Source organism: Novosphingobium sp. PY1, assembly GCF_017312445.1.
GTDB lineage: Bacteria > Pseudomonadota > Alphaproteobacteria > Sphingomonadales > Sphingomonadaceae > Novosphingobium.
On the sequence record NZ_BLTI01000003.1, the window covers coordinates 197,130 to 216,319 of the forward strand.

At 63.0% G+C, this 19,190-nt stretch carries 18 protein-coding genes and 1 tRNA gene; 9 read left to right on the top strand and 10 right to left on the bottom strand.

Annotated features, from left to right (window positions below; translation table 11 throughout):
• Positions 1 to 13: 13 nt before the first annotated feature.
• Positions 14 to 868, bottom strand: coding sequence for a hypothetical protein (locus tag J3474_RS03950; protein WP_207093159.1), 855 nt, complete (start codon positions 866 to 868; stop codon positions 14 to 16).
• A gap of 343 nt (positions 869 to 1,211) precedes the next feature.
• Here J3474_RS03950 and J3474_RS03955 point away from each other — a divergent pair, with 343 nt between their 5' ends.
• The 4 genes from J3474_RS03955 (at position 1,212) to J3474_RS03970 (ending at position 3,814) form a co-directional block, all read left to right on the top strand.
• Complete coding sequence (locus J3474_RS03955) at positions 1,212 to 1,862, top strand: energy transducer TonB (protein ID WP_013834454.1); 651 nt, start codon at positions 1,212 to 1,214, stop codon at positions 1,860 to 1,862.
• 68 nt (positions 1,863 to 1,930) lie between these two features.
• Positions 1,931 to 2,701, top strand: a complete 771-nt coding sequence (locus J3474_RS03960; protein WP_013834455.1) for a MotA/TolQ/ExbB proton channel family protein — start codon at positions 1,931 to 1,933, stop codon at positions 2,699 to 2,701.
• Between the two features lie 115 nt (positions 2,702 to 2,816).
• On the top strand, positions 2,817 to 3,350 hold the full coding sequence (locus J3474_RS03965; RefSeq protein WP_173364740.1) for a biopolymer transporter ExbD: 534 nt from the start codon (positions 2,817 to 2,819) through the stop codon (positions 3,348 to 3,350).
• 29 nt (positions 3,351 to 3,379) lie between these two features.
• Complete coding sequence (locus J3474_RS03970; RefSeq protein ID WP_007012827.1) at positions 3,380 to 3,814, top strand: biopolymer transporter ExbD; 435 nt, start codon at positions 3,380 to 3,382, stop codon at positions 3,812 to 3,814.
• Positions 3,815 to 3,931: 117 nt separating this feature from the next.
• Here the strand turns inward: J3474_RS03970 and J3474_RS03975 are convergent, their stop codons facing one another.
• Entirely contained in the window at positions 3,932 to 6,385 is a 2,454-nt protein-coding gene (locus J3474_RS03975; protein WP_207093160.1) for a ligase-associated DNA damage response DEXH box helicase, read from the bottom strand.
• Between the two features lie 151 nt (positions 6,386 to 6,536).
• Between J3474_RS03975 and J3474_RS03980 the strand changes: the two genes are divergently transcribed.
• Positions 6,537 to 7,808 (top strand): MgtC/SapB family protein, encoded by a 1,272-nt coding sequence (locus tag J3474_RS03980; protein ID WP_207093161.1) that lies wholly within the window; start codon positions 6,537 to 6,539, stop codon positions 7,806 to 7,808.
• A 66-nt stretch (positions 7,809 to 7,874) separates the two neighbouring features.
• Here J3474_RS03980 and pgmG read toward each other — a convergent pair whose 3' ends face one another.
• The 3 genes from pgmG to J3474_RS03995 are packed head-to-tail and all read right to left on the bottom strand — an operon-like array spanning position 7,875 to position 10,365.
• Positions 7,875 to 9,266, bottom strand: coding sequence for a phosphoglucomutase/phosphomannomutase PgmG (gene pgmG, locus J3474_RS03985; protein WP_207093162.1), 1,392 nt, complete (start codon positions 9,264 to 9,266; stop codon positions 7,875 to 7,877).
• A complete protein-coding gene (locus J3474_RS03990) occupies positions 9,263 to 9,556 on the bottom strand; it encodes a J domain-containing protein (protein WP_207093163.1) in 294 nt (97 codons plus the stop codon). The genes pgmG and J3474_RS03990 overlap by 4 nt, the downstream gene beginning before the upstream one ends.
• Complete coding sequence (locus tag J3474_RS03995; RefSeq protein WP_013834460.1) at positions 9,553 to 10,365, bottom strand: division plane positioning ATPase MipZ; 813 nt, start codon at positions 10,363 to 10,365, stop codon at positions 9,553 to 9,555. Before J3474_RS03995 ends, J3474_RS03990 begins: the two co-directional genes overlap by 4 nt.
• Before the next feature lie 140 nt (positions 10,366 to 10,505).
• On the opposite strand from J3474_RS03995, the gene panC reads away from it, so the two are divergent.
• On the top strand, positions 10,506 to 11,363 hold the full coding sequence (panC, locus tag J3474_RS04000) for a pantoate--beta-alanine ligase (protein WP_207093164.1): 858 nt from the start codon (positions 10,506 to 10,508) through the stop codon (positions 11,361 to 11,363).
• A 121-nt stretch (positions 11,364 to 11,484) separates the two neighbouring features.
• A complete protein-coding gene (locus tag J3474_RS04005; RefSeq protein ID WP_013834462.1) occupies positions 11,485 to 12,255 on the top strand; it encodes a CsgG/HfaB family protein in 771 nt (256 codons plus the stop codon).
• Here J3474_RS04005 and J3474_RS04010 read toward each other — a convergent pair.
• A complete protein-coding gene (locus J3474_RS04010) occupies positions 12,249 to 12,479 on the bottom strand; it encodes a hypothetical protein (RefSeq protein WP_207093165.1) in 231 nt (76 codons plus the stop codon). The genes J3474_RS04005 and J3474_RS04010 overlap by 7 nt on opposite strands.
• A gap of 327 nt (positions 12,480 to 12,806) precedes the next feature.
• Between J3474_RS04010 and J3474_RS04015 the strand changes: the two genes are divergently transcribed.
• Positions 12,807 to 14,129 carry an FAD-binding oxidoreductase gene (locus J3474_RS04015; RefSeq protein ID WP_207093166.1) on the top strand — a complete coding sequence of 441 codons (1,323 nt, stop codon included), beginning with the start codon at positions 12,807 to 12,809 and terminating at the stop codon, positions 14,127 to 14,129.
• A gap of 376 nt (positions 14,130 to 14,505) precedes the next feature.
• Here the strand turns inward: J3474_RS04015 and J3474_RS04020 are convergent, their stop codons facing one another.
• From J3474_RS04020 to J3474_RS04030, 3 genes are all read right to left on the bottom strand, one after another.
• Entirely contained in the window at positions 14,506 to 15,711 is a 1,206-nt protein-coding gene (locus tag J3474_RS04020) for a DUF1624 domain-containing protein (RefSeq protein WP_207093176.1), read from the bottom strand.
• 225 nt (positions 15,712 to 15,936) lie between these two features.
• Positions 15,937 to 16,335, bottom strand: a complete 399-nt coding sequence (locus tag J3474_RS04025) for a RidA family protein (protein WP_207093167.1) — start codon at positions 16,333 to 16,335, stop codon at positions 15,937 to 15,939.
• Positions 16,335 to 17,516: a DSD1 family PLP-dependent enzyme gene (locus tag J3474_RS04030; protein ID WP_242528181.1), complete on the bottom strand. Its 1,182-nt coding sequence runs from the start codon at positions 17,514 to 17,516 to the stop codon at positions 16,335 to 16,337. Before J3474_RS04030 ends, J3474_RS04025 begins: the two co-directional genes overlap by 1 nt.
• A gap of 341 nt (positions 17,517 to 17,857) precedes the next feature.
• On the opposite strand from J3474_RS04030, the gene J3474_RS04035 reads away from it, so the two are divergent.
• Positions 17,858 to 18,769, top strand: a complete 912-nt coding sequence (locus J3474_RS04035; RefSeq protein WP_207093168.1) for a LysR family transcriptional regulator — start codon at positions 17,858 to 17,860, stop codon at positions 18,767 to 18,769.
• Between the two features lie 213 nt (positions 18,770 to 18,982).
• On the opposite strand, the gene J3474_RS04040 is transcribed toward J3474_RS04035, so the two are convergent.
• Positions 18,983 to 19,059 (bottom strand) — tRNA-Met (locus J3474_RS04040).
• Positions 19,060 to 19,190 lie beyond the last annotated feature (131 nt).

A 19,190-nucleotide genomic window follows, 5' to 3' on the forward strand; every position in this document is an offset into this window, starting at 1 on the left:
AGCGGCGGCGCCCTCAGCCGCCCTGACCCAGCGTGCGGCGGCACACCCCCAATTCGCCCAGCACCATGCGGTAATCGGATTCGGCCTGGCGCCGGGCCGCGAAACCTTCGGATACGTTGGCCTTCGGCGGCAGGGTGTTGGGCAGGAAGCAGGCGAGGCGGTACCATTCGAGCGTATCGCGCCTGGGCGGATTGCCGACATCGGCGATCAGTTCGGAAAAGGAAGCTCCCCAGATCGGCGGCTGCCCCGGCTCATGGCGCACGGTGATCGACGCTGCGGAACCGTCCTTGGTCGACAGGAATATCTGGGTTTCCCCCTGCCCGGCCAGCGTTCCGGGCACGTACAGGATCTCGCGGACCCCGGCCACCTTCGCCGGAGCATCCGGCGAGACGAGAGCCTGGAGCACCCGGCGCACTTCGGCGTCGGCCTGCGGCGTCCAGAGCTGTTGCGCCTCGGGCGCGACAAGCTGGATCTCGCCGGGCCGCCCCTCTACCGCACGTGCGAAAAGAAGGACGTCCTGCTTCTTCAGATTGGGAGCCTTGCCACGCGCATCGAGCGGCAGGTCGACGAGATAGGCAACCGATTCGCCGAGCGGCGTCGAGCCGGTCAGCAAAGCCTTGGTATCGGCCTGAACGTAGAAACGGGCCAGGCCGGGCTTGAGGCCGGGAGCCCTTTCGTCGGCCACCCGCACCATCTTTCGAATCTGCGCGTGGATCACCAGACCTGACGAATCAGCTAGGTCGGCGATGTCGGCGTAAGTCACGCCGGCAGGCGCAGCTGCGCTTTCCTGCGCGATCGCGGGAAGAGCTTGCGAAGCGAGCAATATCCCTGCGACGCCAGTCGCAAGTACGCGCAATTTGGATGACATGAGACGATATCTCCGTAGAAAGAACGGCCTGTATAGGCTTGTCGATTGACAGGCTCAAAATCGCTTGGCGATAATTTCATCTGAATGGGGCTGAATTGACGGTTAACCTCTGCCACGCTCATAAGACATTGCGTAGGGGGGGCTTCACCGCTAAGGAAGCTCGCAAAACGGGGCAAAAATAAAAAATAGCCCCTCGGCCCGGACCCCCGTTGCACCGTCTGCGGGTTAAGGGTTGTCAGCCGTCAGGGTGGGTAATTTAAGTTTCGTCATGGGTTTCGCAACTGCGAAGGCCATGGTCGCCCTTGGATTCGTCCGGGGCTTGGTAATGGAGTGATGCGTCTGAATGGCTTACGCTGACCAGCAAATGAGCGGTAATAAGATTACCGCGCTTGTCATTGTCGCGCTGATCCACGTCTTCGTCGGCTATGCGCTAGTCACGGGCCTCGCCTACGAGGCGGCGAAGAAGGTCATCAACAAGGTGACCACCGTGGACATCAAGGAAGAGAAACCCAAGGAGGAAGAGCCGCCACCGCCGCCTCCGAAACAGGAAAATGTGCCGCCGCCGCCCATTGTGGCGCCGCCGCCGCCGATCAACATCGCTCCGGCCCCGCCGCCGGTGCAGACTGTGATCACCCCGCCGCCGCCGCCGCCGGTGGTCATCCAGACCGCAGCGCCGCCGCCGCCGCCGCCGCCATCCAAGTCCAAGGGCGCCACGCCCAAGGGCATGAACAGCTGGGCAGCCCGCATTCAGGCCAACTATCCGACCCGCGCCGCTCGTGAAGAGCGTGAAGGTCGCGTTGGCGTGCGAGTGTCCATCAACGCGGACGGCAGGGTGTCCTCCTGCTCGGTCACGAGCTCGAGTGGCAGCCCGGACCTGGACGAAGCAGCATGTGACGGCATGACCCGTTACGCTCGTTTCAACCCGGCCCTCGACACCGCGGGTAATCCGACGACGGATACGTATTCGACCGCGATCGTCTACAAGCTCAACTAACTCCTGTACGGCAGGGTCCCATGCGGACCCAGGCCAACTCCTGCATTCTTCTTGAGAGGTAAAATCGCATGCTTATCGTTGACATCCTCGCCGCTGCCGGCGAAGCCGCCGCGCCTCAGAACAAATTCGGTTTCGCAGAAGCCCTCGAGCAGGGCGGCTTCATCGCCTACGCGACCGTGATCATTCTCGGCATTATGTCCTTCGGTTCGTTCTACATCCTGTTCACCAAGTGGTTCGAACAGTCGAAGATCCTGCGCCAGTTCAACACTGTCCGCACCAGCTTCTGGAAGGCCCCCACCCTGCGTGAAGGCGCCGCCAAGCTCGAAAAGAACAGCGCATGGCGCCAGCTCGTCGACGACGGCATCGCCGCTGAAGACCAGCACGCCAAGATGACCGATTCGCTCGAAGCCCACGACTGGCTGCACGGCTCGCTCGCTCGCTCGGAATCGACCATCAACGCACGTCTCGCTTCGGGTCTGCCGTTCCTCGCCACCGTCGGCGCAACTGCACCGTTCATCGGTCTGTTCGGTACCGTCGTCGGCATCTACCGCGCTCTGATTGCCATCGGCATCGCCGGTTCGGCCTCGATCGACAAGGTCGCCGGTCCGGTCGGTGAAGCTCTGATCATGACCGCGCTGGGTCTGCTCGTCGCCGTTCCCGCCGTTCTCGCCTACAACTACCTGCAGAGCCGCAACAAGCGCATTGCGGAAATGCTGACCGGCTTCTCGAACGACGTTCTCGCGAACATCAACTCGAAGGGTGCCGTCAAGCCCGCCATGGCCACTGCTCCGGCGAAGGCTGCTCCGGCCAAGCCGGCCGCCGCTCCGGCCAAGTCGTAAGACGCTAGGAACGCGGCAGGTACTCAAGCTGCCGCGTTTTCGGGGCCCAAGGCGACGGAGCGATGCATGCGTGTCCGTCGCCTCCCCAGGGCAACGCTAGGATTAGGATAAGACTATGGCGATATCCACGGGCGGAGGCGGTGCAGACTCACCGATGTCCGACATCAACACGACGCCGCTCGTCGACGTCATGCTGGTGCTTCTGATCATCTTCCTGATCGCGGTTCCGGTCGCGATCCAGACGATCGAAAAACTGCACATTCCGATCATCAAGTCGGTCGAATCGAAGGACAAGGTCGAGAACCTGCTCCTCACCGTTTCGACCACCGACGATGGCGGACGCAGCGCTGGTGAACCCGGGTACACGGGCGCGTCGCGCAATGGCGAGTGCCGCGTCTACTTCAACAATATCACACCGGTCACTGCGGAAGAACTGCGCGACCGTGCCTTCAAGCGCCTCGACTCGATCGTGAAGCGCGAAGGCGGCGCCGAGGCCCTGATGAAGAATCCGGACCTCATCCCGCAGGTGCACATCCGCGGCGACGTGAACGCCCCGTGGCGTTGCATTGCCGGTGCGATCTACAACGTCCAGATCTCGGGCTACCCGACGGTCGGGTTCATCTCGAACCCCGTCGACCCGAACGCCTGACGTTCGTACAGGAACAGGAGTAACACCCCATGGCAATGTCAGGCGGCAAGGATGATGGCGCCCCGATGATGGAAATGAACACGACGCCGTTGATCGACGTCATGCTCGTGCTCCTCATCATGTTCATCATCACCATCCCGGTTGCGACCCACTCGATCGACATCGATCTGCCGGTCGCGACTCCCCCGGACTCGACGCCTCCGCCGGTCGACCCGGTCCGCAACAAGGTCGTCCTCACCTCGGACGACAAGATCATGTGGAACGGCAACCAGATCGACGGCGCGACCCTGCAGCGCCTGCTCGTGGATACGACCAACATCGATCCCGAGCCGGAACTGCAGTTCCAGCCGGAGCCGCAGGCCAGCTACGATCTCTCGGCCAAGGTGCTGCAGGTGATCAAGGCTTCGAAGGTTTCGAAGTTCGGCTTCGTCGGCAACGAACAGTACGCTGAATTCGGCAAGTAAGTCGAAACCGGCGGATCCCTCAAGGATCACGGAAAGGGGCGGAGAGATCCGCCCCTTTTTTCATGCGCGCAAGAAACGTCCCGGCATCGGCGACACGCCCATCTATTCATCCCCCATCTATTCATCGAGCGCCGGATCGAGCCGCATGGCAAGCGAGGCCAGGCTCTCCGCTTCATGCAGGAGTTCGTCATCCGCCGCGCCCGAGGGCAGGCTCTCGCGCCCGATCATCGAGAGCACGGGAACCGACAGGGGGCTGATCCGGTCGAGCCGGATATGATCGATCTCTCGCGCCGCCCGGTCGAGAACGTCCGCCACGCGCGCCACGTCGGTCATGCGTGAGCGGGCATCGGCCCAGGCAGCCTCGATCAGCAGGTGGTCGGGCTCGTACTTGCGCAGGACGTCGTAGATAAGATCGGTCGAGAAGGTCACCTGTCGCCCCGACTTGCGCTTGCCAGGATGTTGCCGCTCGACGAGGCCGGAGATGACCGCGACTTCGCGGAAGGCGCGGCGCAACAGGTAGGACTGCTGAACCCAATCGACGAATTCGTCCGTAAGGATGTCCGGTGAAAGCAGCACCGCCGGATCTTCCACCGGCTTTAGGCCCCAGATCGACAGTGCGTAGTCCGTCGCGACAAACCCGAGAGGGCCGAGCCCGCGATCCTCCATGCGCCGCGTCACCAGCATCCCGAGCGACTGGTTCGCCGGCCAGCCTTCGAAAGTATAGTACGTCGTGTAGGCCAATCCGCGATGGGGGAAGCTCTCGACCAGAAGACGTCCTGGAGCCGGCAGGTGCGAACGCCAGTCCTGCACTTCGAGCCATTCGCGCACGTCATCGGGAAAGCGCGCCCAGCCCGCGCGGTCTGCCAGCATCTCACGGACCCGATCCGCCAGATGGGTCGAAATCGGCATGCGCTGGCCCATGTAACTGGGGATCGTCGCCGAACGCTTCGCCGCCCGGACGACAAGGTCGAGATCCTTGAGCGATTCCACTTCGAGATCCATCCCGGCAAAGCGGAAGGTATCGCCCGGCTCCAGGCTCGCGCCGAAGCCCTCCTCCACCTTGCCCAGCGAGCGCCCGTTGCGGAAGCGCACATCCAGCATCTCGGCATCGACGATGATCCCGGCGTTGAGCCGGTGGCGCGCCGCGTGCTCGGGATGGGTCAACCGCCAGGTGCCGTCCCGGTCCTTCAAGATCCGGCGAAAGCGGTCGTAGGAGCGCAGTGCGTAGCCCCCGGTCGCCACGAAATCGAGCACCCGGGCGAAGATCCCCTCGTCGACCCATGCATAGGCCTGGGTGGAGCGTACTTCGGACAGGACGTCTTCCTCCCGAAACGGACCGGAACAGGCAATGGCCATGACGTGCTGGGCCAGGACGTCCAACCCGCCCGGACGGAACCCCTCGCCATCGCGCCGGCCTTCACGCACCGCCTCCTGCGCGGCGAATGCCTCGAAGAACTCGAAGCGGTTGCCCGGGACCAGTATGGCCTCGCTCGGGCTGTCGAGACGGTGGTTGGCCCTGCCGATGCGCTGCAGCAGCCGAGAGGAGCCCTTGGGCGCCCCCATCTGGACGACAAGGTCGATATCGCCCCAATCGATGCCGAGGTCGAGACTGGCCGTGCAGACGAGCGCCCGCAACTCGCCCCGCGCCATCGCGCCCTCGACCTTGCGACGTGCCTCCTTCGACAGGGAACCGTGATGGATGCCGATGGGCAGCTTGTCCTCGTTGGCATCCCAGAGGCACTGGAAGATGTACTCGGCAAGGAACCGCGTGTTGGTGAACACCAGCGTCGTGCGGTGGCCGCGGATCTTTTCGTAGAGCTGGTCGATCGCCCATGTCGCCGCATGCCCGCTCCAGGGAATGCGCTCGTCGCGCGGGAGCAGGATCGAAACATCGGGTTCGGCCCCGGCTTCGCCCGCGACAAGCGCGACCGTATCGATGTCGCCCCAGGGTGCCAGCCAGCCGCGATAGGCATCCGGATCCGCCAGGGTCGCCGAAAGCGCCGCGCGCTGCATCGCGGGCGCCAGTGCCTGCAGCCGCGCGAGCGAGAGCGCCAGCAGATCGCCGCGCTTGCCCGTGGCGAAGGCGTGCACCTCGTCGATCACCACCCGCTGCAGGGTCGAGAACAGCTCCGGCGCCTCGGGGTAGCTCAACAGCAGCGAAAGCGATTCCGGTGTCGTCAGCAGGACATGCGGCGGGCGGGCGCGCTGGCGGGCCTTGCGGTCCGAAGGCGTATCGCCGCTGCGGGTCTCGATCCGGATCGGCAGACCGATTTCCTCAACCGGGGTGACAAGGTTGCGCTGCACGTCGTGTGCCAGCGCCTTGAGCGGAGAGACGTAGAGCGTGTGGAGACCCTCTGCAGGCTTCATCCCTCCCAACCGCGACGGGCAGAAGGCCGCCAGCGTCGGCAGAAACCCTGCAAGGGTCTTGCCGGCCCCGGTATCGGCCACGAGCAGCGAATGGCGCCCCTCGCCCGCAGCCGCAAGCATGTCGGCCTGATGGCGCCGGACGCGCCAGCCGCGAGCTTGGAACCATTGCGCAATCTCGGGCGGGACTCCCGCTTGCTCACTCATTCCTGGTCTGTCCCGGCACGGCTCATCGTGTCTGCAGCATAGCGTTCCCCACTGGAAATGCAGCGGGAACTCTCCCGGTTCCGGCATGTCCCTCTTGCGACACCTTCCGCGATCTTCGAAGAAGGCCGAAGCGACGCCCCGGGGAGGTGTAATGATAGCGATTGCCGACACCGATCACCTGACCGCCGCCGGTGTCGGTCTCGCACTGGGGTTGCTTGTGGGCCTGCAGCGCGGCTGGGCCCTGCGCGACCGTCCGGAAGGCTCGCGCTTCGCCGGGATCCGCACTTTCGCTCTCATCGGCCTGGGTGGCAGCCTCGCGGGCCTGCTTTATGCCAATGCCAAGGGTCCGGCCACGACGCTGCTGGTGGCGATCTGCGCGCTGGTGATCCTCGGGTACGAGCGAGCGACGCGCAACTCGCAGCGGATCGACGGCACCTCCGGCGTGGTCGCCCTGCTCACGCTCGCCTGCGGTTTTCTCGTAGGTACCGGAGAGGAACTGCTGGGCATCGTCATCGCGGTCGTGATGGTCCTCATCCTGGCCATGCGTACCCAGTTGCACGGCTGGATCGAGCGCCTGAGCGAAAAGGAGATGCTCTCCATCGCGCGCTTCGCGCTGATTGCACTCGTCATTCTTCCGCTGCTGCCGGACAAGTCGTTCGGCCCCTACGACGCATGGAACCCGCGCAAACTCTGGCTCGTCGTCGTGCTCGTCTCGGGCTTCTCCTTCGCGGGCTATTTCGCCGCACGCATCCTCGGGCCAACCCGCGGCATTCTCGCGACCGCGGCAGCCGGTTCGTTCGTTTCGTCAACGGCCGTCACCGCCTCGCTCGCCAACAAGCTGAAGGAAGGCACGCAGGGAACCATGATCGTGGCCGCCGGGATCTCGCTGGCGTCCGTGGTCATGTTCATACGCGTGCTCGCGCTCGTGAGTGTGCTGGCACCGCCGGCGCTGACCGAGCTGGCCCAAATCGTGGCCCCCGGCATGGCTGTCAGCCTCGCCCTGACCTTGTGGTACCTACGGCAATCGGCGCAGGAAAAGCGCGAAAAGGGCGGCCACGAAGTGGAGATGCGCAACCCTTTCGACATCGGGCCTGCCCTGCTCCTGACCGCGCTGGTCATGGCCCTGACGGTGGCGGCGCAATGGGTGCTCCAGCACTACGGCGACCGGGAACTGGCCATCGTCCTCGCATTGTCGGGGGCGCTGGACGTGGATTCCGCAATCATCACCCTGGGCAACCTGCCCGCAGGCACATTGGCACCGAGGACTGCAGGGCTTGTCCTTGCCGTACCGGTCGTCCTCAACACCCTGTTCAAGGCCTTCGTCGCCAGCAGCGTCGGGGGCTGGCACAAGGGCAAGCACGGCACTTTGCCCCTAATCGCCTGCGCCGTTCCGGTAACGGTAACCGCCCTGCTCATGATCTGACCTTGCAAGGTCCTGCAGGCTTGCAGTGCCTCGGCATCTTTCGAGAGGCGCAGGGGTGGATGCGCTTCAATTCCCCCGCGAAAGACCCGACATGGCAAGCTGTGCGTCGACCTCGGCGATGAGCCGCTCCAGCCCTTGCGCCGTCCCGCTTTCGGCGCGGGCGACCAGCACGTCCTGCGTGTTGGACGCCCGCAGCAGCCACCAGCCGTCCGGTGTCCTGACCCGTACACCATCGATCGCGACGAAATCCGCCCCCGCTTCGGCGAGGCGGCGGCGCACTTCCTCGACCGCCGCGAACTTGCGGCTCTCCTTGACATGGAAGCGCAGTTCGGGCGTGTTGAGCAGTCCCGGCATGGCGCCGCGCAATTCGGTGATCGAGCGCCCCAGCCGCACCGAAGCGGCCATCAACCGGACCGCGGCATAGAGTGCATCGTCGTAGCCATAGAAGTCATGCGCGAAAAAGACATGGCCGCTCATCTCTCCGGCCAGCGGTGCTCCCGTCTCGGCCATTTTCGCCTTCATCAGCGAATGCCCGGTCTTCCACATCAGCGGCTCACCGCCATGCCCGGCAATCGCGTCAAACAGGGCCTGCGACGCCTTGACGTCAGCGATGACGGTCGCCCCGGGCACCATGCGCAGCAGGTCTTCGGCAAAGATCATGAGCAGTTGGTCGCCCCAGATCGTCCGTCCCATGCCATCGACGACGCCGATGCGGTCGGCATCGCCGTCGAAGGCGATCCCGAAATCGAGGCCCTCGGCAGCGACCAGCGCCTTGAGGTCGACCAGATTGGCTTCCTCGGTCGGGTCGGGATGGTGGTTGGGAAAGGTGCCATCGACAGCAGTGAAGAGCAGGAAATGCTGCCCCGGCAAGCGCGCCGCCAGCTTTTCCAGCGCCGGCCCGGCAGCGCCGTTTCCGGCATCCCAGCCGATCCGCAGCGCGGACAGCGCCTCCCTGGGCACTTCGCCCAGTCCCTCGACGATGCGGGCGACGTAGGCATCGAGGACTTCGCGCAGCTCGACACTGCCTGCGCCTTCGTCCCAGTCCCCCGCCTTCGCCATGGCGCCGAGGCGGGCGATATCCGCACCGAAGAACGGCTTGCCTGCCAGCACCATCTTGAAGCCGTTGTGCCCGGGCGGGTTGTGGCTGCCGGTGATCTGGATGCCTGCGTCGATGTCCGCCCCTGTGGCTTCGGCAAAGTAGAGCATCGGCGTCGGCCCCAGGCCGATCTGCACGACATCCGCGCCGCTGCCCACGAGCCCCTCGACCAGCGCGGCCTCCAGCATCGGCGAACTGGTCCGACCGTCAAGCCCCACCGCGACCTTGCGCCCCCCGCAGCGACGCACGAGCGTGCCGAAGCTGCGACCGATGGCGCGGGCATCGTCGGGGCCCAGCGTCTCGCCGACCACCCCGCGAATGTCGTACTCGCGCAGGATCGTCGGGTCGAAGCGATGGCTCATGGCTGGGGGGTACTGTCCTGCGGCAGGTTGGCCAGCAGGATATCGCGCGCTTCGTTGGCTTCGTGGACCTTTTCGCTCGACCCGCCCCGATCAGGGTGCACTTGCGCGATCAGCCGCCGGTGCGCTTCGAGGATATCCTTGCGGCTGGCGCCTTCCGACACGCCCAGCAGGGCCCGGGCCCGCGCGCGCGGGAAGGCCTTGCCGCTGCGCTTGCGCGATTCCCATGGCCAGCGCCCGAAAGCCAGTTTCCAGACGATGCAGGCCAGCACTGCCAGCCACAGGAACTTCATGCCTGAGACGCGAGCTCGAGTTCGCCCTTGTCGCGGGCCGGCACCGGCAGATTCAGGCCGGCGACGAGGCTGCGCAGCTCCTGCCGGGCGACGAGATGGCTGGTGCCCAGTTCGCCCAGGTGCCCCTTGTCGAGCAGGGTCAGGCCCGAGGGAAACAGCTCACGGTAGATGACGCGTTCCGAAAGGCCGCTGGCGATGCGGAAGCCCACGCGCTTGGACAATTCCTTCAGGGCCTCGTCGAGACGGCGCATGTTGCGCGCCTCGACGTGCTGGACGCGGTTGCGCACCACCACCCAGTCCAACTCGCGCCGACCATCCTGGATCGTCTTCAATCCGCGCTTCTTGCGCGTTTCCCACATGAGCTCTGCATAGAAGGACAACTTCTTCACGCGGAAGCTCTCGCTCTCGACCTGGCCGATGAGGTCGAAATCGACGAAGCTGTCGTTCAGCGGGGTGACGAGCGTGTCCGCGGTCGTCGCCACGTGGCGGGCGAAGACATCGTCACGGCCGGGCGTATCGAAGATCAGGAAGTCGTAGCCCTCGGCGATTTCCTCGGAAAGCGCGTCGAGTTCGTTCACGTCGTCGCCATCGTAAACCGCAAAACGCGCGCCGGGCAGCGCGATCTCGCGTCGCTGTTCGGTTTCCACGCGGTTTTCCAGATAGCGGAACAGGGTGCGCTGGCGCGGATCGAGATCGATCGCGGCCACTTTCGCACCCTGATAGGCAAGGCCGATGGCTACGTGGACGGCGGTAGTGGACTTGCCGGTACCGCCCTTTTCGTTGGCGAAGACGATGCGATGCGCTGTCACGAGACCTGTGTTCGCTTTCCCTGTTGATGCGGGCTATTCACCCGGCCACCAAGTCAAATACATTGCCGCCCCCGGCGCGCTGCGGCTAATGGCCGGCGCGCCAGCCGGTCAAGGGCATCATATCGGAGCAGCCGTCAGCAATGCAAACCGTCCACAGACTTGATCCACTACGCCGTGCAGTCGACGCTCTGCGCACGCGTGGATCGCTCGCCCTCGTTCCGACCATGGGAGCGCTTCATGAAGGCCATCTGACACTCGTTCGCGAGGCCAAGTCCCGGGCGGACCATGTCGCGGTCTCGATCTTCGTCAACCCGCTGCAATTCAGCGCAGGTGAGGATCTCGATGCATATCCCCGCCAGTTGGAGCGCGATTCGGCACTGTTGCAGGCCGAAGGCGTTGACTTGCTGTGGGCGCCCACCGTCGATGCCATGTACCCGGACGGCTTTGCCAGCAACATCTCGGTCTCGGGCGTGAGCGAAGGCTTCTGCGGCGCCTCGCGCCCCGGCCACTTCGATGGCGTCGCAACCGTCGTGTGCAAGCTGTTCAACCAGGTCCGGCCCGATTTCGCCCTGTTCGGCGCCAAGGACTGGCAGCAGCTGGCCGTCATCCGCCGCATGGCCCGGGACCTCGACCTCACCCTGCCCCTGGCCGACAACATCATCGGCGTGGAGACCGTGCGCGAGGCGGATGGTCTCGCGATGTCCTCGCGCAATGCGTACCTCACCCCCGAGCAGCGCGGGCAGGCCGCCACCCTGCCCTCGGCGATGAAGACTGCCATCGCGGCCGTCGAATCAGGCGAAACCATCGCCGCCGCCCTCGCGCAACTGGAGGCCACGCTACTGGCCGGCGGGTTCTCTTCCATCGACTATGCCCGGATCGCCGATGCCGACACCCTCATTCCGCTCGACGCGCGCAGCCAGAGGCCGATGCGCCTGCTGGTCGCGGCAAGGATCGGCAAGGCGCGATTGATAGACAACATGGCGATTCAACCACAGTAATGTGACAAAAAACACTGAAAACAACTGTTGTTGACTTTGAAATCCTGACTAAACTTGTTCGAGCCCGGGAAGTGGGCTGATGGCGAATCCAGTTTATCGCCCGTCAGGAGGGATGGATTTCATGAAAAAGCTTGCCTGCGCACTTGGCGCAATCGCAGTCGCTGCCTTGCCGCATGTTGCAACGGCGGCCGACAAGTCTTCGGCCCGCAAGCAGCAGGAACAGGGAACCCGCGACATTCCGCGCTGCACCAAGAATCTGGGCACCGTCGGAATTGTGGAGCCCGAAAACCAGTGGTGGCGCGAACTGAGCCTGGGCAGCCCCGAGGCCATCCTGCGCGTCTTCGTCCAGCGCTCGGGCTGCTTTACACTCGTCAATCGCGGCCGTTCGCTGCAGAGCAGCGCCATGGAACGCGCCCTGGCCGAACAGGGCGAGCTGCAAAGGGGCTCGAACATCGGCAAGGGCCAGATCAAGGCAGCCGACTATTTCCTGCAGCCTGACATCGTCAGCACCAATTCCAACTCGGGCGGCGGCGGCGTCGGCGGCATCCTTGGCAGTGTCGGCGGCGGCCTGTTCGGTCGCGGCTTCGGCGCGGTGGCGGGCGGTCTCAACGTGAAGAAGGGCGAGGCGAACGTGACGCTTTCCATCGTCAATTCGCGCACGACGGTCGAGGAGGCGCTGACCGAGGGCTATGCCCGCAAGTCCGACATCAGCTTCGGTGGCGGCGGCCTGTTCGGCGGCAACACTTTCGGCGGCGTTGCCGGTGGCGGCTACCAGAACACGAAGATCGGCCAGATCATCGTGCTTGCCTACCTCGATGCATACACGAAGCTCGTGACCCAACTCGGCGGCCTTCCCGCAGACGCGGCTGAAGCTGCACCGCTGGCTCACTGACAAGGACAGGCAAAGGCGGCCGTCCCGCGATCACGCGCGGTCGGCCGCTGGCCCGAACCCTTTTCCCCTGCAACGCCAAAGCCATGGGTGACAGACGTCACGCCCTGTGCCTTTCGCCGCCGGAATTCGCGGATCAGGTCCGGCATCTGCGCCTGCCTCGTCACGTCGAGCGCAATCGTGGGCTCGTCCGCGCTTCGGATCGTCGGCTCCGATACTGGCGCCATCGGCCAGTTTGGCACGCTGTCGCTGCCCTCCGGAAAGCCGAAGTTGCAAAGCGGTTGCAAAGGGGCAGCTGATGGGAAAGCTGGAGCTTCTGGTTGCGGCTGTCTTGGGCTTGGTCATGGTAGCACGGCTTGCTGCCGCCCGAAGGAACGGCAGCAAGCTGTCTGGTTGCGACACATCATTGGAACACAATTGAAAACGCCATGAGAACGCGAGCGCAAATCGCGCGAAATATGCCAATTTTCGCGTAGGGTTCGACATAATTTGCCGAACGAGCGATGGGATAATCCGCTCGATTGGATTGAACAATCGGTCGAGGGCCAGAGATAATGTCACCATACGTCGAACGCATATCCAGCGACGAGCGCCTGCCCGAAACCGCCGATGTGGTCATCGTGGGCGGCGGTATCGTCGGTGTATCGGCGGCATATTTTCTTGCCCGGCAGGGCCATTCGGTCGCGTTGATCGAAAAGGGCCATATTGCGTGCGAACAGTCGAGCCGTAACTGGGGTTGGTGCCGTCAGCAAAATCGCGATCACCGCGAATTGCCCCTCTCCTCGGTTTCGATGCGCCTGTGGGACGAATTCTCGAAAGAACTCGACCACGACGTCGGTTTTCAGCGCTGCGGCCTTTTCTACGCGACCGATAACGAAGCCCAACTGGCCGAATGGGCGAAATGGCAGCCCTACGGGCTTGAGAACGGCGTCGAGACGCAAATGCTCAGCGCCGCGGAAATCGCTCGGCATATTCCCGAAGGCTCGCGCAAGTGGATCGGTGGCGTTTCCTCACCCAACGACGGCAAGGCAGAACCGGCGCTTGCTGCCCCCGCGATCGCGCTCGGTGCGCGCGCCCACGGCGCGACAATTCACCAAGGATGTGCCGCCCGCTCACTCGAGATTACGAACGGCCGGGTTGTCGGCGTGAATACGGAACAGGGCCTGATCAAGGCCGATGCGGTCCTGTGTGCGGCCGGCGCCTGGGCCTCGCGGTTCCTTCGCCCGCACGGTATCAACTTCCCGCAAGCCGGCGTGCGACAGACGGCCATACGCACGAAACCCATGAACGACGTTGGAGGGTGTCTTTATGCCCCCGACTTCGCGATGACGCGACGGCTCGATGGTAGCTACACTCTGGCGATCAGCGGTAAGGCAACGATCGACCTGACGCCGCAAGGCATCCGTTATTCCCGCGAGTTCCTGCCTCAGTTCAAGCGTCGCCTCAAGAACGTCAGGCTGGCAATCGGGCCCTCCTTCGTGACCGGCCCGGAATCCCTTTTCTCGCTGCTCAGGAACGATGAAACGCTTTTCGAAAGAACCCGCGTTCTCGATCCCAATCCGCAGCAATGGCTCGTACGCAGGATCCTGGCCAACGTCGCCCGTGCGTTTCCTCAGTTTGCCGGTATCGAATTGGCCGGAGCATGGGGCGCGCTTGTCGACTGTTCTCCCGATGCGGTGCCTGTCATTTCGAAAACGGATAAAGTTGAAGGGCTTGTCCTGGCCGCGGGCTGTTCGGGCCATGGTTTTGGCATGGGGCCGGGGATTGGCCTGCTCGCCTCGCAATTGCTGGTGAACGACACCCCATGTGTGGACGCCGCGCCATTTCGCCTGTCGCGTCTCGTGGACGGTTCCCCGCTCGAAATCGGCGGACTTTAACGACAAACCGGGCAGGAGCGCGCTCCTGCCCGGTTCCACTACAAGACTGCGCCAAACCGGCTCCCTCCGTCAGTCAGCCTGCCGGAAATTGGCAGGTCGATCACGTCAGCGGAGCGGGGTCCCAGCGCCGATCTCCAGCGCTCGCACATCGGTCCAGATTGGATCGTCTCCTGCGGGAGACACGGCATCGGCAAGCGTATCGAGATCCACGGTGGCCAGTCATTCGGCAACTGCGGTCAGACATATCGCCTTGTGAGAATATGGAATTCGAAGTGATCCGCTGAACTGGGCCAGCATGCGGGTGGCCGTGCCATGGACATGCCCCGAGCCGCCCGTAAACTGGTGCGCGCCCCGTATCGGGGCGCGCCTTGAACTATCAGAAATATTTCAGCCAGGTAATGTCGCGGCGACGGCGCTTGAGTCGGGCATACCACACGGTCGGGATATATAGCGGTACGATCATCAAGGCGTACCACAGCAGGACCCAGTGGTAGTTATCGAACATATAGTAGTTGCCGTTGTTCGGGCCCCAGATCGCCAGAGCGCTGTGATACAGCACGCGCAGTACTGTCAGGTGCAGCAGGTAGAAGAACATCGGCGCCGCACCGAATACCGCTAGCGCCTCCACCAGCCTGGAATCGTTGATCTTCTCGAACAGGACCAGCAGGAGCGCCCCTCCGCCAAGCGTCGGCAGGAGAAAGAGCAGGGACGGCGGATACTTCGTCATCGAGATGAAGCTGATCGCGGTGCGCAGGAAATCGCCTTCGACAACGAACCAGGGCTTGTCGCCGTAGACGTTCAGCATGCGCAGCACGATGAAACCGGCGATCATTCCGAAGCCGAGGATGAGCAGATTACGCTGCCGCCTCTCCGTCCCGAAATCGGGGCGGAACCAGTTGCCGATGGCATAGCCCAGCGAGATGACGCCCAGCCACGGCAAGAGGGGATAGGTCGTCTTGGCGGCGAAGCCGAATGGCAGCGCGATCACGTCGCGCTGGTACAGGATCGCCCAAAGCGGGAACCAGGGATTCTCGGGCGTCAGCCGGACCGGATCGAGGAGATTATGGAAGCATACGATGATCAAGCCGAACGCGATCAGTGCCGGGCGCGGCAGACGCATCAGTACTGACAGGGCAATCATGCTCAGACCGATCGCCCAGATGACCTGAAGCCAGAACGTGGGCTGCGGTACGATCCCCCAGTACAACGGGGAAAGGTAGAACAATTCGATGGCGACGAGAAGAAGGCCGCGCTTGAGCAGGTACGACGAGGTTTCCTCGACCGTATGGTTCATGCTGAAGAGATAGACGCCAAGCCCCGTAAGCGCGACGAAGATGGGTGCGCAAAAACTGACTGCAAAACGCGCAAATCCAATCGCTGGAATCACGGTTGCCGCATTGATCGGATCGCTCACGGCGTAGTTGACGAACCACGTTTCGCGCAGGTGGTCCAAAAGCATCAGAACCATGACAAAGCCGCGCAGGGCATCGATATTGGCCAGACGCGATTTGACTTTGACAGCTTGCTGGCCTGCTGCCGAGGCTTCGACCAAATGTGGTGACAGTGATGCGCTACTCGCCATGATACCAACCCGTTTCAGTGTTGAGCCAACTTGCTTCATGCTGGCTCAACACGCATCGATAAAGTTGGCAAGTTTGCGCCGGATCTGGCCGATTGTTTCAAATTCAGGACACTCCAGAGCAGTAAGTGTCGCAATCGCGATGCAAGTGACCTGGCCCGGGCTGACTGCCGGACCCGGTCCGAGAACCAGGCTGATGCGCCTGCCGCTATCGCTCACCCGTCAAAATCAGGCATCATCATCGAGTGTGGCGACCGCGTCGATCTCGACGAGAAACCCGTAATGCAGCTCCGGAACCGGCACGACGGTCCGGGCGGGGCGCGCATCGCCAAGCAATTCGCCGTAAATGCGGTTGAATTCCGGCCAGTTCGCCACGCCGACAATGTAGGCGGTAACCCGCGAAAGGTCCGCTGGCGAACCGCCTGCCGCTTCAAGTATGGCAAGCATGTTCGCGATTGCCTGACGAGCCTGCGCGGCGAAGCTCGTATCAGCTAGAGGTGCCTTGTCCGCGCGGATCGGCAATTGGCCCGAAATGTAAAGCGTCGCCCCCGACCGAACGGCCTGAGAATAAGCGCCGGCGGGGGCGGGTGCCTTGTCCGTTTCAATGACCTGCTGTTTATTGTCCATTACCAGCCTCCGAAGCGCTTCCATTCATTCACGACGACGTTGTCGCTCCCGCGCACAACGCGATACGATCCATGCTGCGCTCCTGTCGCGCATGCATGATTGGGGTGGATACGGACCCGGTCGCCAATCTTCAGGTCGGGCAAAGCAGCGTTCGAGCCGGGGCGCACCGTGACTATCCCGTGTTCCTGGTTCGCATCGGCCAGGATCAGATCTTCGTAGGGGCGACCGGTGCTGTCGCACACGATCCCGTAACCTTGATCGACCTCCTGCTTGGATGTCCCGCGATCGCGAGACATCGCCATCCAGCCCGCATCGACAAGGATCCAGCCCTTTTCATGCTGGTGACCGATCACCGTCCCCAGCACGGAAAGTGCGATGTCATCGATCCGGCAAACGCCGATGCCCGCCATGACCAGATCGAAAAAGACGAAAACCCCGGCACGCACTTCCGTCACGCCATCAAGATTCTCGGCATAATGGGCTGTGGGCGTAGAGCCGAGACTGACCACCGGGCATGCATGGCCGGCATCCCGCAAGATTGCAGCAGCGCAGACGACGGCCAGGCGTTCGTTCTCGGCGCAGACACGGAGCGCCTCGGCCCCGCGCGCATCGTAGCTTGCGCCTGCATGGGTGAGGACGCCGCGAAGCTCCCCGCCCTTCGTCAAGGCGTCAGCAATGTCGATAAGGAGTTTTGCGTCGTCCGGCAGCACACCCGAACGATGCCCATCGCAATCTATCTCGATCAGGGCTGGGATGGCCATTCCGGCATCGACCGATGCAGAAGCGACCGCCTGAGCTTGCTCGACCGTGTCCAGCACCACTGCGAGGTCGCATCCCTTGCGGCGCAATTCGATGACTTTTTCAAGTTTCCCCGGTGCGATGCCAACCGCGTAAATAATGTCGGTTACCCCTGCCGAGGCGAAAAATTCCGCCTCGCGCAAAGTGGATACCGTGGCCGGGCCTTGCGGCGAGGACATCACCTCCCGCGCAACTTCGATCGACTTGGCCGTCTTGAGGTGTGGGCGCAGTATTACGCCGAACTTCGCAAGCCGTGCGCGCAGGCGCGCCACGTTTCGCTCCATGCGTTCGGCATCGAGGATCAAGCAGGGAGTTTCCAGATCGTCGAGTGTCATTTGGTCAGGTAAATCCCGACCGGCTTCGAAAACTTGTGCTTCGCTCATGGGCTTTCTCCGCGTGCGATTGAAAATTGGCTCAGGAATTGGCGCTAGCCATGACCGGACGAGGCGCAGCCTCGTGATGAGGCAAAGGACCGGTCAGAAAATCTCCGCTTCGCGAGCGGAATAGATCCCTGCAATGGAGCGACCCGTTGCGACCGGCGGTCGTCCATTCGCTACCGATTGAGTGCATGTCACACGCCACTATGGTCATTGCAGCTTCTGCCTTCGCAAGAATCGGACCGGCGCATCTGGAAGATCCATCGTATCGTGCGTTGCGGATAATGATACGAATGCGTAAACTATGCAATTAATGAAAATTGTATTTTAGATAAAGATCTGGATTAATGCTGACGCACGAGGATCTCCTCTTCTTCCAACTCCTCGCAACCTCGACCTCCCTGGCCGAGGCAGCGCGCCGTCTCCACGTAACGCCTCCGGCAGTGACCCAGCGCCTGCGCGCACTGGAAGCTCGGGTGGGTGTCAAACTGGTTGAGCGGAACCCCCGGGGACTTCGCCTCACCGACGAAGGCGAACTGATCGCGACCGAAGGTGTGAACATCGCTCACGCTCTGGAAGATCTGTCAGAGCGGTTGTCCAAACGAACCGAGCAGGTACGGGGCAACCTTCGGGTGGCCGCTCCCTACGGGTTTGGAAGACAATACGTTGCCGCAGTCATCCAGTCATTCGCCGCGATCCATCCTGGCGTAACAGTGAAGCTGGACCTGTCCGAGAACCCCGTGAAGCAAATGTCGGAAGGCTGCGACCTTATCGTGCATATAGGCGCCTTGCCCGAGAGCGACAGGCTGATAACCACCCTTGCTCCAAATCGGCGTATCCTGTGCGCTGCGCCAGCATATATAGCCGCAAATGGGCCACTGCGTCATCCAAGAGACCTTTCAGCGCATAGATGTCTCGCACTTCGTGAGAACAATGAAGACGTGACACTCTGGCGCTTTTCCAGAATTAGTTCTGACAGCGTCACGGTTCGGATCAAGCCCGTGATGTCGAGCAATGACGGCGAGATCGTTCGGCAGTGGGCTCTTGCAGGAATGGGCGTAATGGTCCGCAGCGAGTGGGACGTGGTTGGCGACCTTGACGCAGGAAACTTGCAGGAAATACTCCCGGACTGGGCGCCGCCCAGCGCAGATGTTGTTGCCCTCCTGCATGCACGGCACGGGAGGAGTCGGCGAACCAACGCTTTCCTGCAATGTTTGCGTGAAAGTCTCTCCCCGGTACCGTGGAGAGTATCGAAGTGATGGGGGGAAGCGCGCCAGAGTTCCAATAGGCTTCGGTGTGAGAACACGAACACCTCGCCGCGCGCGAGGCGATTGGCTCGAGGAACACGATCCGCACGCTGATCGAGGCAGTGGTAGTCCATGGCGTTGAGAGCCGCGGTGGCAAGCATGGCCGCGGGCTGCAAACGACAAAGCCCCCGGCGCGTGGGCGCTGGGGGCTTTGTCGTAGATGGTTGGTTGCGGGGGTAGGATTTGAACCTACGACCTTCAGGTTATGAGCCTGACGAGCTACCGGGCTGCTCCACCCCGCGTCAATGATGTTGCCTCAATTACCGGCACCGGCATTCGCCGGTTTGGCTATCCTTGCATAAGCTCGGACGGCCGTTCGGCCTTGCGAAGCCCTTGGCTTCGGTTCGGCGTAATTTCCACGTGTCTCAGGTTA